Here is a 14,672-nt window from a genome sequence, read left to right on the forward strand (position 1 = left end):
AATGAACCCCATGCCGACATTTTCAAGCGGCGGTTATCGTGCCGTTCTTCTCGGTGCTCTGGTGTCAATTTTGACTCCCCCAAAAGCCTCGGCAGGAACTCTCGAAGCGATCAACCACACCCATTGGGCCATCAATCAATTCGCGGTCAATGGACAATCGGGTCTGGACATCATCGGTCCCTATCAGGGGGGAGGCGGAGGGTGTTGTTATATCGCGCCTTCGCGGTGGGTGCCGGGGATGACGGTGAGTGTTAATTGGGAAACGGGAGTGGCTTACGCGGAGGGATCTCCAGGTTATGCGGATTGGCCTAAATATCTTGAGTGGGCAAGACAGATCAAGGCGCAGAAGCGTCAATACACCAAGGTTGTGCCCGTACCCGATTACACAGGTCAAAAAGTGTGCGGTCTCACCGTGCATTTCCTGCCCTGTGACGAGCTTCAAGTCACCACCTCTTGTTACGCCTATGGCAGCCCTGAGTACCCCATCAAAACCCCGTTGAACCTGCCGGAGCCGCAATCATGTCCGAATTGACTCATGCCGGCGTTTGGTATCCACCACCCTTTCCTGAACTGGGTAGGCTGCCGAAAAAAGAGTGGCAAGTTCAACATAACCTGCTGCGCCGAACCGATTGGGAATCCGACTATCACGACGCCCTGAGCGGAGCGGCGGGGCGGCGTGCCTTGCTGCCGTGCTGCAAGACGCTGCACATCAGCCTGTGTTTCGACGGCACCGGCAATAACCTAAACAACGACCTCTATCTGTCCACGCCTGCGAACCCTACTAACGTTGCTCGGATGTTCCGCGCCAGCATTGGTACCGGCCACGCAGGCGGTACCGGGCACCCCAGCAGCAAGGCTCGGGGGCTGACCGATGCTCCTGGGGCCGGCAACAACCAGTATTTCAAATATTACATGCCCGGTGTCGGCACACCCTTTGCCGAAGTGGGCGACCTGGATTACACCCAACTGGGCATGGCTACCGGGTGGTATGGCGAGGAGCGCATCAACTGGGCGTTGTTGATGATCATCGATGCGCTCAGGCGCAGTCTGGATTTACCCCGAATGGATAATGTTGCGCTGCTCGGCGCCGTCAAATCCATGGGTACGTTGGTGGGGATGGAGTCCGGTGGGGAGGCCAATCGAGCCAATGTGTTTGACAAACAGCTCGCAGCCCTTGAACAGCCCTTACGCACAGCGCTGGCAGACAATTTGCCGGCGCGCCCGAAACTGTTGGGGATCAAGCTCTATGTGTATGGGTTTTCCCGCGGTGCGGCGGCGGCCAGAGCCTTCGTCAACTGGCTCAACCAGTTGCTGGACCGCGATGCAACAACGCCCTCGCTGAAGTTCAAGGACCTGACCCTCCCCGTCAGCGTCGAGTATCTGGGGTTGCTGGACACCGTGGCGTCGGTGGGTCTCGCCGATATTGCGTTTGGGGCGGACGGGCATATGGGCTGGGCCGATAGCAGCCAGGAAATACCGGACCGGTTGGTCAAGCGCTGCCTGCATCTGGTGGCCAGTCATGAGCAGCGGTTGTGTTTTCCATCGGAGTCGATTCGTCGGGCGAGCGGTGGGTATCCGGTTAATTCCATGGAGGTGATTTATCCGGGGGTGCATTCGGATGTGGGTGGAGGGTATCCGCCGGGCGATCAGGGGAAGGCCGCTGGAAGAGATGACCGTTATTTGTTGTCGCAGATAGCTTTACACGATCTGTATTCCGACGCGTTCGCACATGGAGCACCACTGAAAGTACCGCCAAAGTCCCTGCCAGTGCAGATGAGAGATGAGTTCTGGCGTGCTATGGAAACAGATGTCGAGATCGAATTCGGTGTTTCCCCCGATCTGGCTCTCCGCTTCAACGCCTGGCGCGAAGTAACTCTAAATTTGTTGCCTCCTCGCCAGCCATTAAGCCCCGAGCAAACGGACTACTACGAACCCCTAACAGCCTCTATCAATTTGGAAGGGGCCATGCGCAACCAACTGGGCTGGATAACCGCCTGGCGTATCGACCGCTACGGTTTTTCCAGCCTCAGACAAACAGCGTTTTACCAACAGGCAAGCGACACGCAAGTCGATCCTTATGTGCAGCAAAAAGCTGAGGCCGCGCGAGAAGCAAAACAGGACGCCATCAAAAATATCCGAAAAGAACAGCTGATCAACGAACGCGTCCCGGGCGCCGAAAAGAAACCCATGGAGCCCGGTATCAAGGACTTCGACCCGGACATGGCGCAAACCCAACTGCGTGAAGCCGCCCAGGAGTTCAGCTTGGACTACCGCAACATCGAGAACATCGAGACGATAGCGCTCTGGCTGGTAGGCGTGGCGTTGCTCCCTGGGGTTTTGGCCAATCGACTCGCGATCAACGCACGGGCCGAGCGCGCGGCAATCAAGGCCATGGGCAGGGAGCGCGTCAGCCAACTGTTCCCGCCACCTAAATTCGAACGCAACCACGTCGATGAAAATACGCGCCACAACGTCGATGAAAGCCGCAATGCGCAGGAGGCCAGCGGATTACTGCGTGCCTTATTCGACGATCAGGTCCACGACTCGCGCGCCTGGTTCCTCTACGCCAAAGGCCGTGAGCGAGGGGGCACGTACTTCAGTGAGCGCATGGTGTTCTTCGGCGAAGTCAACCGACGGGAGTTGGTGCTGCTCAAGGAAGGCAACGGCGGGATGGTAGCCGACAATCGCCATTCCCAGCCGCGACCGAGGCCACCTTCGATCCTGGATGGCGAGGGTTTGGCCGAGATGCAAAAGAGGCTCAGCGCACGTTGGGAGAGCTTCGGCGCACAAGCCAGGGAGGTTCGCGATGAGACGGTTTGAGCACGTTGCCGGGCATCGAGCGCGAAGCATGTGGGGCAGGCTCCAGCGTATTCAGGGTCGTTACGTGATGTGCGCAATCGGCATGCTGATGGCTACGTCGGCAAACGTTGATGCCAGCACCCTCGAAGCGATCAACCATACCCACTGGGCTATTAATCGCTTCAGGGTGGACGGGCGCTCGGGTCTCGACATCATTGGCCCGTACCAGGGCGGGGGAGGAGGATGTTGTTATGCCGCGCCTTTGCGTTGGAAACCGGGAATGATGGTGCGTGTTGATTGGGAAACTGGTGTGGCTTACTCCTACGACAATCCGGGTCTTGCTGATGAGGCGAAATACGATGCTTGGCTAGACAACATCAATGCCCAAAAACGCCAACACAGCAAAACCGTCCCCATCCCCGACTACACCGGACAAAAAGTCTGCGGCCTCACCGTGCACTTCCTGCCGTGCGACGAGCTTGCGGTCACCACCTCCTGCTACGCCTTTGGCAGCCCGCAATACCCGATCAAGATGCCGCTGCATCTGCCGGAGCCGCAGTCATGCCCACAATAAGCTCGTTTGTGTTAGCTGGGGCGTTGTTCAGAAAGAAAATAGGAGTGGCAGGACGCCAGGTGTAGCCACGGGTCTTGCTGCGATGCGGCAAGACCCTGCACATTTGCCGAGGTAGCAGACGTTACATATCGTCTTTATCGAAGCGACGTGCTTCACGCTGCAACTGATAGACGAAACGTTCGACCTGGCGCTGCACCAGCCCGCTCATGTTGTGAAAGCGGATGCCGGCGAAGGTGGTGGAGATTCTTTCTTCGAAGTGCAGGTAGCGCAGTTCGACCGGCGCGGTCATCTTGCCGAAAGGCAGGGCGGCGGCGAAGCGATCGTAGACCTGGCCCAGTTGCAGGCTGGCGGTGATGTCGCCATCGAAGCGCAACTTGCAGCCGGTGGCGGAAATATCCAGCAGTTTGCCGCGAATCGGCGCCTTGAGCTTTTCACCGTCCAGGTCGATGTCGACCAGTTGCGCCAGCTTCAGGGCGGCGCGGAAGGCGTTGCGGCGCTGGTGGTAAACCACTTCGTCCGGCAGTGGGGCAAGGTAGCCGCGCTCGCCGCCGGACTCGTCGAGCGTCGGTTGGCCGTTGCTTTCCCAAGCGATACGCACGCCATCATGAAAACCTTCGACCTTGTACGGCTCGCCGGCCAGCAGGAAACGCTCGCCATCGCGCGGGATCATTTCGTCGAGTTTGATCGTGCCACTGTCGCGGTCGACGTTCACCAGGTAGCTCTGAAAGCGCTGGGTCCGTTCGTGGAAAGTAATGATCAGCGGATCATGGCTGTCTTGCAATTGGCGCAGGTTGCCGGAGATCTCCAGAGGCGTGGTGAGCACCTTGGGTGGCTGCGGGGAATCTTCCGCATTTAAGGCATTGGACACATCAATCTCCAGACAAAATATGACTACAACTGGCCACTATAGTGCCAGCATGTTGCGAGTCTTCATAGGGCGTGATCATTTGCAGGCTCAAGCCTGACTGAGCGGGCGCGGCTTCGCAAGTTTCGCGGTAGATCCGCGTGCATCATAGAGTGCTGGCGGTTCACCGCCGGTGAGGATTTTCAGCTGGTTGGCCGTGGCGGCCTGCTGGACCAGAATCGACTGGCCATTATTGGCGTTTGCCGCTTGGCATTGAGCCAACAGATCGGTCAGCACATCGCTCTGTTCCAGCAGTTGCGGGCCGATGCTCGATTGGCTGGCCAATTGCTCCAGGCCATTGCGATTGAGCGGCAGGTTCAGGCTGGCGAGAATTTCACTGCGTTTGCGGCCATGCTGTTCGAGCAGAATGATCATTGCCTGCTTCTGCGCCAGAATCTCTTCGAGCAGAGGCATGTCGCGACCGTGCAAGGCGAGGGACTCGGTTTGCAATAACTCCAGCAGGTGTTGAGCGGGAGCGAAGTCGTCGGTGATCAGTTGCAGTAAATTAGTATCGTGCATGGCTGGCCTTGGTTTTTAAGCGTCCAAAAGCCTGGCGCAGACCGGAGCCTAGCGCTGGGCTTCGAAATTGAGCAGTTTGCTGGCTACACGGTTGCTGTCGACTTTGTAGCTGCCATCGGCAATCGCTGCTTTCAACTCGGCCACCCGGGCTTTGTCGACGGCAGGCTGATCACGCAGCTTGTCAGTGACCTGTTGCAACTGTTGAGCCTCATGGCTGAGGTGTACCGATTCCCCGCTTTTAACGGTGCTGGCCTGTTCGGCCGGGGTATTCAACGCTTTGGACTGGCCAGTTTCGGCGGTGTCCTTGGCGGCGTTGGTACGTGTATTGCCCGTTAGTGGCGAGGTGCTGTTCAAACGGCTGAAATCGATGACCATGGTAAAAAACCTCTGAATATTTGGACGCTTGCCATGTTCTCGGCTATCCCAGTGAAAACTTTAGACCCATTTTATCAATGAGCCTGCAAGCGCCAGCACGTCTTCCGCATGCGCCACAGTTTAGGGAACAGCCCAGGGCAACGCCACTGATTCGCGATCAGAGTTGCTACATGGCCACCTCCACCTGCCCAGGCGCGGTCACTTGCGCCTTGATAACCCGTTTGGAGTTGAGGTTTTTCACGCGAATCTGCTCGCTCATGCCGCCGTTGGACAGTGCTTCGCCGGGCATCCTCACGCTCAGCGTGCCGCTACGGGCAGTAATCACCACCTGATCACCTTTGCGGATGACTTCAGTCTGTTCGAGATTGACCAGGGTTATCACCTGATCAGCGACCATTGGTCGGGTAAGTCGCTGACCGATCGCCTGGTCCAGGGTGGTCAGATAGCCCTGGGTAACCTGGCCGATGTCCCGCTCGCGCATGACCACGTCACCGGGCTCGACGATGTCGGCGCGACGCAGGGGGCGGGCAGTGGTCACTATCTCGCGAAACAGGCGCACTTGAGCGGGCACGAACACTGTCCACGGGGAGCTGCCCTCGCAGCGAACCTTGACCGTGACACGGCCCAATGGCTTGGCAGGGCTCTCCAGACTGGCTGTCAATTCCTTGTCGCACATGGGCATGCGCAGGCGCGGGTCGAGCTGTTTGACCTCGATTTCGTAACGACCTTCGGTTTGACTGGTGGCCAGGTAGTCCTCTACGGTGAATTCAAGAAAGCCTTGGGTGACGCCGATAAGCATGTCAGGCAAGGTAACTGCGTCAGCAAGGGCAGGGCTGCCAGCGTTGAACAGGCAGACGGCCGATATCGCGCAGAGCAATCTGCGGGAGGTGGATGTCAGGCGTCGAAAAAATGTCGGTTCTGTGTTCATAAAAGTTAAAAAGCAAGCGCCGTGCCGTTTAGTGATGAATGTGCGTCGCAACACAACTAGCGTTGGTGTAGGAGTCTGGGCATGGCTGGTGTAATGGATTCGGTAAACCAGCGCACGCAACTGGTAGGGCAGAATCGCCTGGAGCTGTTGTTGTTCCGTCTCGACGGCCAGCAGCTCTACGGGATCAACGTGTTCAAGGTTCGAGAGGTGCTGCAATGCCCCTCGCTGACCGTGATGCCCAAGTCCAGTCCTGTCGTGTGCGGTGTGGCAAATATCCGGGGAGCGACCATTCCGATTCTTGATCTGGCGATGGCAACCGGTTCCGGAGCATTGAAAGATCAAAGCAACCCCTTCGTGATCATCACGGAGTACAACACCAAGACCCAGGGTTTCCTGGTGCGCTCGGTGGAGCGCATCGTCAACATGAACTGGGAGGAGATTCATCCGCCGCCCAAGGGCACCGGACGCGATCACTACCTGACGGCTGTGACTCGGGTCGACAATCAGCTAGTCGAAATCATCGACGTCGAGAAGGTACTGGCGGAAGTGGCGCCGACGCCCGAAGCGATTTCCGTGGGCGTGGTCGACGTCGAGACCCAGCACAAGGCCTTGTCGCTGCGCGTGCTGACCGTCGATGACTCGTCAGTGGCACGCAAGCAGGTCACGCGTTGCCTGCAGACGGTCGGTGTCGAAGTGGTGGCGTTGAACGACGGGCGGCAAGCGCTGGACTACTTGCGCAAGCTGGTCGACGATGGGAAAAAGCCGGAAGAAGAGTTCCTGATGATGATTTCCGACATCGAAATGCCGGAAATGGATGGATATACCCTGACGGCGGAAATCCGCAACGACCCGCGTATGCAAAAGCTTCATATCATCCTGCATACTTCGTTGTCGGGTGTGTTCAATCAGGCGATGGTCAAGAAGGTCGGTGCCGATGACTTCCTTGCCAAATTCCGTCCTGATGACCTGGCATCCCGGGTGGTTGACCGGATCAAAGCAGCAGATATCAGCTAGGGGCCTTCTGCCCCTGGCGGTTCACACGATTTAAGAGGCGGCAGCATTGTCTACGGGTAATTTGGATTTCGAACAGTTCCGGGTGTTCCTGGAAAAAGCCTGTGGCATCTTGCTGGGTGAAAACAAGCAGTACCTTGTCTCGAGCCGTCTCAACAAACTGATGGAGCAGCAAGGCATCAAGTCCCTGGGTGAGCTGGTGCAGCGCATCCAGACCCAGCCGCGCAGCGGTTTGCGCGAGATGGTGGTCGATGCCATGACGACCAACGAAACCCTTTGGTTTCGTGACACCTATCCGTTTGAGGTCTTGAAGAACAAGGTATTGCCCGAAGCGATCAAGGCGGCTCCCGGCCAGCGCCTGCGCATCTGGTCGGCCGCCTGCTCCTCGGGGCAGGAGCCCTATTCGCTTTCGATGTCCATCGACGAGTTCGAGCGGACCAATATCGGTCAGTTGAAGGCGGGCGTGCAAATTGTGGCGACTGACCTGTCGGGCTCCATGCTGATCAACTGCAAGACCGGCGAGTACGACAGCCTGGCCATCGGCCGTGGCTTGTCGCCGGAACGCCTGCAGCGTTATTTCGACCCGAAAGGGCCGGGCCGCTGGGCGATCAAGGCACCGATCAAGAGTCGGGTGGAATTCCGCGCTTTCAACCTGCTGGACAGTTACGCGAGCCTCGGCAAGTTCGACATCGTGTTCTGCCGCAACGTGCTGATCTACTTCTCCGCCGAGGTGAAGAAAGACATCCTGTTGCGCATTCACAGCACGCTCAAGCCTGGTGGCTATCTGTTCCTCGGCGCCTCCGAAGCGCTGAACGGTCTGCCGGATCATTACCAGATGGTCCAGTGCAGCCCGGGGATCATTTACCAGGCGAAGTGATTGCTTGCGACAAACAAACGGGAGTCCGACAGGGCTCCCGTTTTTTTATGCCCGATGGTCCTCTCCCGCTGTAGGAGCGAGCATGCTCGCGATGGTGGTCAACGATAACGAGGGGTATCAGGCAGCCAGCGTCGTCTGGACGGTCATCGCGAGCATGCTCGCTCCTACAGGAGGGGCGGCGGCGGGGATGTTCGGCGCAAAGCGGCAGAAAAGCGGCAGGCGGCGGAAAACGATTGCCGCTTTTCTGGCATTGGCACCAGCCCCTTTTACGCGAAGCCCCGTAAACCGGGGGTTCGCCGAGTTGGCACGCCGCTTGCTAAAACCTTCGTACGAAAAATCAGGTCTCCCGAAGGTTTCCCGACATGAGCATCAGCTTCGATAAAGCGCTCGGTATCCACGAACAAGCCCTGGGCTTCCGCGCCCAGCGTGCCGAGGTTCTGGCCAACAACATCGCCAACGCCGACACCCCGAACTACAAGGCTCGGGATCTGGACTTCTCCAAAGTGCTCGCCGAGCAGAGCGAGAAGACCAAGAACGGTACTTTCGCCCTGAACATGACCAATAGCCGTCATATCGAAGCGCAGGGCCTGGGCAACGGCGACGAGTCGCTGATGTATCGCACGCCGATGCAGCCGTCGATCGACCAGAACACCGTTGATGCTCAACTGGAACAATCGAACTACGCGGAAAACTCGGTCAACTTCCAGGCCAGTTTCACCCTGCTCAACAGCAAATTCAAAGGGCTGGTCTCAGCCCTGCGTGGAGAATAAACATGTCGCTAGCCAGCGTTTTCAATATTGCCGGTAGCGGCATGAGCGCCCAGACCACCCGGTTGAACACCGTGGCGTCAAACATCGCCAACGCCGAGACCGTCTCGTCGAGCATCGACCAGACCTACCGCGCGCGTCACCCGGTGTTCGCCACCATGTTCCAGGGCGGCCAGAGTGGCGGCAGCGATTCACTGTTCCAGAACCAGGACGCTGCCGGCCAGGGTGTGCAGGTGCTCGGCGTGGTCGAAGACCAGAGCAACCTCGAAGCGCGCTACGAACCCAACCATCCGGCGGCCGACGCCAAGGGTTACGTCTACTACCCGAACGTCAACGTGGTGGAAGAAATGGCCGACATGATTTCCGCGAGTCGCTCGTTCCAGACCAACGCTGAAATGATGAACACCGCCAAAACCATGATGCAAAAGGTCCTGACCCTCGGTCAGTGATAAGGGGCGACTCAGATGAGTGTTACTGATACTACCGGCGGCCTTAGCCTCAAAGACATCCTGGCCAACTCTTCGATCAAGACCAATAACACCAGCTCCGACGGCTTGGCGTCCGCGACCAACAGCGCCACCGGTAAAAAGGCCCTGGGCAAGGATGCGTTCCTGCAATTGCTGGTCACGCAGTTGAAAAACCAGAACCCGCTGGAGCCTCAGGACAACGGCGAGTTCGTTGCCCAATTGGCGCAGTTCAGCAGTCTGGAAGGCATCACCACCCTCAACGACACCGTGAGCGGCCTGGCCAGCAACTACAGCTCGTCCCAGGCGTTGCAAGCGTCGTCGCTGGTAGGCCGCTCTGTTATTGCTCCGGGCGACAAGGCCGTAGTCGACACCTCGAAGAGCTTCACCGGGACCATCGCCGTGCCTGCTTCGGTCGACCCGGTCAAGGTCAAGATCACCGACGCCGATGGCAAGGTTATCCGCACCATCGACCTGGGTAGCCAGAAGGCCGGAACGTCCAGCTTCATCTGGGACGGCAAGAATGATGCGGGCGAAGTGGCAACGGCGGGCACCTACACCTTCGCCGCCACCGCGACCTACGACGGCAAGGCAACTTCGCTGGTGACCTACCTGCCAGCCACCGTCAACAGCGTGACCATCAGCCAGACCGGCGGTGAGTTGATGCTCAATCTGGCCGGGCTGGGCAGCATCGCCCTGTCCAAAGTCCAAACTATTGGTATGTAAGAGCCGACTAACCCGGCACAAAGGAGTGGAACATGTCTTTTAACATCGGCCTTAGCGGTCTCTACGCAGCCAACAAGCAACTGGACGTGACCGGCAACAACATCGCCAACGTGGCGACCACCGGTTTCAAATCGTCCCGCGCGGAATTCGAAGACGTTTACTCAGCGACGAGATTGGGCTCCGGCTCTAAAGTTATCGGTAATGGTGTGCGCCTGGCCAACGTCTCCCAGCAGTTCACCCAGGGTGACATCAACAACACCGGCAACGTGCTGGACATGGGCATCAACGGTTCGGGCTTCTTCGTGCTGAACGAAAACGGCTCGCTGTCGTACACCCGTGCCGGTACCTTCAAGGTCGACAAGGACGGTTACGTCACCAACTCCGACGGCACTGCGCGCCTGCAAGGCTACGGCGTGGATGCCAACGGCAAGATCATCAACGGCATCCTGACCGACCTGCGCATCGATACCTCGAACCTGTCGCCGAAGACCACGACGACCATTTCGTCGACGATCAACCTGAACTCCACGGCAACGGCGATCAATCAGACCACCTATCCATTCGACCCGAGCAAGCAGGAATCCTTCACCAAGCAGTTCAGCACACCGATCTATGACACCCAGGGCAACCAGCACGCCCTTGATCAGTACATGGTGAAGACGGGTGACAACACCTGGAAAGTCTATAGCTTGGTCGACGGTCGCAACCCTGATGGCACCGATCCGACCGATCCGGCGACCCCTCCGGTGGCCTCGACCATGGCCTTCGACACCTCCGGCAAGCTGGTGTCGGTGACCACCCCCGGAACTCCACCGGTGGTCAGTCCTGACTTGAAAATCACCGGCTGGATTCCGGGCAAAGTGGTCAACGGCACCTGGAGCGCGAACGGCGCTGCCTCCGATCCGGCTGGCATTACCATCTCCATGAGCAACACCACCCAGTTCAACGCCGATACCGCGCGTTCGATCCCAACGCAGAACGGTTACGCCACCGGTCAGATCACCAACCTGACCATCGACGGCAGCGGTGTGATGCTGGCCAACTTCAGCAACAACCAGACCAAGGCCATCGGCCAGATCTCCTTGGCGAGCTTCACCAACGAGCAAGGCTTGCAGCCAGTGGGCGGCACGAGCTGGAAGGAAACCTTCGCTTCGGGTATCCCGGGGTACGATGCACCGACCACCGGCACCCTGGGCTCGATCAACTCCAACTCGCTGGAAGAGTCCAACGTCAACCTGACCAGCGAACTGGTCGATCTGATCAAGGCGCAGAGCAACTACCAGGCGAACGCCAAGACCATCTCGACCCAGAGCACCATTATGCAGACCATCATTCAGATGACCTGATACGGTTGGCGCTGCATGAAGAACCCCTCGCAAGAGGGGTTTTTTTATGGCCGGCTTTTTGTGTTGCCTGGGCGCGAACCTGTAGGAGCGAGCATGTCGAACCGTCGCGATGGTAGCCCAGACACCGCGGGCCCCACACAGCCCCCGTCATCGTTAACGACCATCGCGACGGTTCGACGCCTCGACGTGCTCGCTCCTACAGGGTGGGGGGGGGCGGGGGCCGGGGCGGGGCAAAAGAAAACCCCCGACAATCCAGGGGACTGGTCGGGGGTTGTCGGGGAAGGCGCCTTGCAGCGCCTGCCGGCTCAGCTTATTGGCAAGCTTCGCAATCCGGCTCGTCGATGGCGCAGGCCTTCGGCACTGGAGCAGGACCGGCTGGCGCTGCCAGGACCGAATCGTCACCGTGGTTGCCGCCGCTGGAAACAGCGTTCAGCTTACCGGTGTTGATGGTCGACTTCTCGGTGCTGGTCGCAGCCAGGGCGCGGAGGTAGTAAGTGGTTTTCAGGCCACGGTACCAAGCCATGCGGTAGGTGACGTCCAGTTTTTTGCCCGAAGCGCCGGCGATGTACAGGTTCAGAGATTGAGCCTGGTCGATCCACTTCTGACGACGGCTGGCGGCGTCGACGATCCACTTGGTGTCCACTTCGAACGCGGTCGCATAGAGCTCTTTGAGTTCTTGCGGGATACGCTCGATCTGCTGTACCGAACCGTCGTAGTACTTCAGGTCGTTGATCATGACCGAATCCCACAGGCCACGAGCCTTCAGATCGCGAACCAGATACGGGTTGATCACGGTGAATTCGCCCGACAGGTTCGATTTCACGTACAGGTTCTGGTAGGTCGGTTCGATCGACTGCGAAACGCCAGTGATGTTGGCGATGGTCGCGGTCGGTGCGATGGCCATGATGTTCGAGTTACGGATGCCTTTCTGTACACGGGCGCGAACCGGTGCCCAGTCCAGGCTTTCCTTCAGGTCGACATCGATGTACTTCTGGCCACGAGCCTCGATCAGGATCTGTTGCGAATCCAGCGGCAGGATGCCCTTGGACCACAGCGAACCCTGGAATGTCTCGTAGGCGCCACGCTCGTCAGCCAGGTCGCAGGAGGCCTGGATCGCGAAGTAGCTGACGGCTTCCATGGAGCTGTCGGCGAACTGCACGGCGGCATCGGAGCCGTAAGGAATGTGCTGCAGGTACAGCGCATCCTGGAAGCCCATGATGCCCAGGCCAACCGGACGGTGCTTGAAGTTGGAGTTCTTCGCTTGTGGCACCGAGTAGTAGTTGATGTCGATCACGTTGTCGAGCATGCGCACGGCAGTGTTCACGGTGCGTTGCAGCTTGGCGGTGTCGAGCTGGCCGTTCACGATGTGGTTTGGCAGGTTGATCGAACCCAGGTTGCAGACAGCGATCTCGTCCTTGTTGGTGTTCAAGGTGATTTCGGTGCACAGGTTCGAGCTGTGAACCACGCCCACGTGTTGCTGCGGGCTGCGCAGGTTGCACGGGTCCTTGAAGGTCAGCCATGGGTGGCCGGTTTCGAACAGCATGGACAGCATCTTGCGCCACAGGTCTTTGGCCTGGATGGTCTTGAACAGCTTGACCTTGCCTGGGTACTCGGTCAGGGCTTCGTAGTACTCGTAGCGCTCTTCGAAGGCCTTGCCGGTCAGGTCGTGCAGGTCCGGTACTTCGGATGGCGAGAACAGGGTCCACTTGCCGTCATCGAAGACGCGCTTCATGAACAGGTCAGGAATCCAGTTGGCAGTGTTCATGTCGTGGGTACGACGGCGATCATCACCGGTATTCTTGCGCAGCTCGATGAACTCTTCGATGTCCATGTGCCAGGTTTCCAGGTAGGCGCAGACAGCGCCCTTGCGCTTGCCACCCTGGTTCACGGCGACGGCGGTGTCGTTCACGACTTTCAGGAACGGAACCACACCCTGGGACTTGCCGTTGGTGCCCTTGATGTACGAACCCAGTGCACGAACCGGCGTCCAGTCGTTGCCCAGGCCGCCAGCGAATTTGGACAGCATGGCGTTGTCGTGGATCGCGTGATAGATGCCCGACAGGTCATCCGGCACGGTGGTCAGGTAGCAACTCGACAACTGTGGACGCAGGGTGCCGGCGTTGAACAGGGTCGGGGTCGAAGCCATGTAGTCGAAGGACGACAACAGGTTGTAGAACTCGATGGCACGGGCTTCGCGGTCTTTCTCTTCGATGGCCAGGCCCATGGCCACGCGCATGAAGAAGATCTGCGGCAGTTCGAAACGCACGCCATCCTTGTGGATGAAGTAACGGTCGTACAGGGTTTGCAGGCCCAGATAGGTGAACTGCTGGTCGCGTTCGTGGTTGATCGCCTTGCCGAGTTTTTCCAGGTCGAAGTTGGCCAGCTCAGGGTTGACCAGCTCGTACTCGACACCCTTGGCAATGTAGGCAGGCAAGGCCTTGGCGTACAGGTCGGCCATTTCGTGGTGGGTAGCGCTTTCGGCGACGCCGAGGAAGCCCAGGCCTTCGGCACGCAGGGTGTCCATCAGCAGGCGGGCGGTCACGAACGAGTAGTTCGGCTCGCGTTCTACCAGGGTCCGGGCCGTCATCACCAGGGCGGTGTTAACGTCGGTCAGGGCGACGCCGTCGTACAGGTTCTTCAGGGTCTCGCGCTGGATCAGGTCACCGTCGACCTCTTCCAGGCCTTCGCACGCTTCGGTCACGATGGTGTTCAGGCGGCCCATGTCCAGCGGCGCCAGGCTACCGTCGGTGCGGGTGATGCGGATCGAGGGGTGAGCGTTGACGGTGGCTTCGGCCGGCGTGTGTGCCGCACGCTCCTTGGCACGCGAATCACGGTAGATCACGTAGTCGCGGGCAACTTTCTGCTCGCCGGCACGCATCAGGGCCAGTTCGACCTGGTCCTGGATTTCTTCGATGTGGATGGTGCCGCCCGATGGCATGCGACGCTTGAAGGTCGCGGTGACCTGCTCGGTCAGGCGTGCCACGGTGTCATGGATGCGCGACGAGGCGGCAGCGGTGCCGCCTTCAACTGCGAGGAACGCCTTGGTGATGGCGACGGTGATTTTGTCATCGGTGTAAGCAACGACAGTGCCGTTACGCTTGATCACGCGCAACTGGCCAGGCGCGGTGGCGGACAGATCCGAATTCGAATCCACAGCCTGCGGCAAGGTGCCTTGCGGGTTCTCGCGAGTTGTGTCGGTTTGCATGGGGGTTGTCTCCACATTCTTTATGTTTGTTTGGGCACCATGACGGTGCCCACCGTTCTGTCCTGAAGCACTACAACCGACACGCGTCGGGCATAACAACTTCGGGGCAGTAGGAAAAAGGCTATTGATGCCGCGTCCTTGCCGAAGTTTTGGCAGCGAGCCTTGGCTTGCTGCCGG

Annotated in this window: 15 protein-coding genes; 10 read left to right on the forward strand and 5 right to left on the reverse strand. The window is 58.8% G+C overall.

Annotation, left to right across the window (positions count from 1 at the left end; genetic code table 11):
* The first annotated feature begins 1 nt into the window (after window position 1).
* The 3 genes from AB4O36_RS03830 to AB4O36_RS03840 all read left to right on the forward strand — a co-directional run bounded on the left by AB4O36_RS03830 (window position 2) and on the right by AB4O36_RS03840 (window position 3,373).
* A complete protein-coding gene (locus AB4O36_RS03830; protein WP_460121763.1) occupies window positions 2–532 on the forward strand; it encodes a DUF3304 domain-containing protein in 531 nt (176 codons plus the stop codon).
* Window positions 520–2,820 carry a T6SS phospholipase effector Tle1-like catalytic domain-containing protein gene (locus tag AB4O36_RS03835; RefSeq protein WP_460121765.1) on the forward strand — a complete coding sequence of 767 codons (2,301 nt, stop codon included), beginning with the start codon at window positions 520–522 and terminating at the stop codon, window positions 2,818–2,820. The genes AB4O36_RS03830 and AB4O36_RS03835 overlap by 13 nt, the downstream gene beginning before the upstream one ends.
* A 67-nt stretch (window positions 2,821–2,887) precedes the next feature.
* Window positions 2,888–3,373 (forward strand): DUF3304 domain-containing protein, encoded by a 486-nt coding sequence (locus tag AB4O36_RS03840; protein WP_460142107.1) that lies wholly within the window; start codon window positions 2,888–2,890, stop codon window positions 3,371–3,373.
* Window positions 3,374–3,494: 121 nt separating this feature from the next.
* Here the strand turns inward: AB4O36_RS03840 and AB4O36_RS03845 are convergent, their stop codons facing one another.
* The 4 genes from AB4O36_RS03845 to flgA all read right to left on the reverse strand — a co-directional run bounded on the left by AB4O36_RS03845 (window position 3,495) and on the right by flgA (window position 6,099).
* Window positions 3,495–4,241 carry a flagellar brake protein gene (locus AB4O36_RS03845; RefSeq protein WP_460121767.1) on the reverse strand — a complete coding sequence of 249 codons (747 nt, stop codon included), beginning with the start codon at window positions 4,239–4,241 and terminating at the stop codon, window positions 3,495–3,497.
* A gap of 87 nt (window positions 4,242–4,328) precedes the next feature.
* On the reverse strand, window positions 4,329–4,796 hold the full coding sequence (locus tag AB4O36_RS03850; protein ID WP_460121769.1) for a flagella synthesis protein FlgN: 468 nt from the start codon (window positions 4,794–4,796) through the stop codon (window positions 4,329–4,331).
* Window positions 4,797–4,844: 48 nt separating this feature from the next.
* Complete coding sequence (gene flgM, locus AB4O36_RS03855) at window positions 4,845–5,171, reverse strand: flagellar biosynthesis anti-sigma factor FlgM (RefSeq protein ID WP_460121770.1); 327 nt, start codon at window positions 5,169–5,171, stop codon at window positions 4,845–4,847.
* 166 nt (window positions 5,172–5,337) lie between these two features.
* Window positions 5,338–6,099: a flagellar basal body P-ring formation chaperone FlgA gene (gene flgA, locus AB4O36_RS03860; RefSeq protein WP_460121772.1), complete on the reverse strand. Its 762-nt coding sequence runs from the start codon at window positions 6,097–6,099 to the stop codon at window positions 5,338–5,340.
* 81 nt (window positions 6,100–6,180) lie between these two features.
* Between flgA and AB4O36_RS03865 the strand changes: the two genes are divergently transcribed.
* The 7 genes from AB4O36_RS03865 (at window position 6,181) to flgE (ending at window position 11,290) form a co-directional block, all read left to right on the forward strand.
* On the forward strand, window positions 6,181–7,113 hold the full coding sequence (locus AB4O36_RS03865) for a chemotaxis protein CheV (RefSeq protein WP_460121774.1): 933 nt from the start codon (window positions 6,181–6,183) through the stop codon (window positions 7,111–7,113).
* Window positions 7,114–7,159: 46 nt separating this feature from the next.
* On the forward strand, window positions 7,160–7,987 hold the full coding sequence (cheR, locus tag AB4O36_RS03870; protein WP_460121776.1) for a protein-glutamate O-methyltransferase CheR: 828 nt from the start codon (window positions 7,160–7,162) through the stop codon (window positions 7,985–7,987).
* A gap of 82 nt (window positions 7,988–8,069) precedes the next feature.
* A complete protein-coding gene (locus tag AB4O36_RS03875) occupies window positions 8,070–8,369 on the forward strand; it encodes a hypothetical protein (protein WP_460121778.1) in 300 nt (99 codons plus the stop codon).
* On the forward strand, window positions 8,350–8,757 hold the full coding sequence (gene flgB / locus AB4O36_RS03880; RefSeq protein ID WP_368554742.1) for a flagellar basal body rod protein FlgB: 408 nt from the start codon (window positions 8,350–8,352) through the stop codon (window positions 8,755–8,757). The genes AB4O36_RS03875 and flgB overlap by 20 nt, the downstream gene beginning before the upstream one ends.
* A gap of 2 nt (window positions 8,758–8,759) precedes the next feature.
* Entirely contained in the window at window positions 8,760–9,203 is a 444-nt protein-coding gene (flgC, locus tag AB4O36_RS03885) for a flagellar basal body rod protein FlgC (protein WP_046046514.1), read from the forward strand.
* A 15-nt stretch (window positions 9,204–9,218) separates the two neighbouring features.
* A complete protein-coding gene (flgD, locus tag AB4O36_RS03890) occupies window positions 9,219–9,944 on the forward strand; it encodes a flagellar hook assembly protein FlgD (RefSeq protein ID WP_460121780.1) in 726 nt (241 codons plus the stop codon).
* Between the two features lie 32 nt (window positions 9,945–9,976).
* Window positions 9,977–11,290, forward strand: coding sequence for a flagellar hook protein FlgE (gene flgE, locus AB4O36_RS03895; RefSeq protein WP_460121782.1), 1,314 nt, complete (start codon window positions 9,977–9,979; stop codon window positions 11,288–11,290).
* Window positions 11,291–11,600: 310 nt separating this feature from the next.
* On the opposite strand, the gene AB4O36_RS03900 is transcribed toward flgE, so the two are convergent.
* The gene (locus AB4O36_RS03900; protein WP_460121784.1) at window positions 11,601–14,495 is read right to left on the reverse strand and encodes a ribonucleoside-diphosphate reductase subunit alpha; all 2,895 of its coding nucleotides are present in this window, start codon (window positions 14,493–14,495) and stop codon (window positions 11,601–11,603) included.
* Between the last annotated feature and the right edge of the window lie 177 nt (window positions 14,496–14,672).

It is taken from the genome of Pseudomonas sp. S2_E01, from assembly GCF_054668365.1.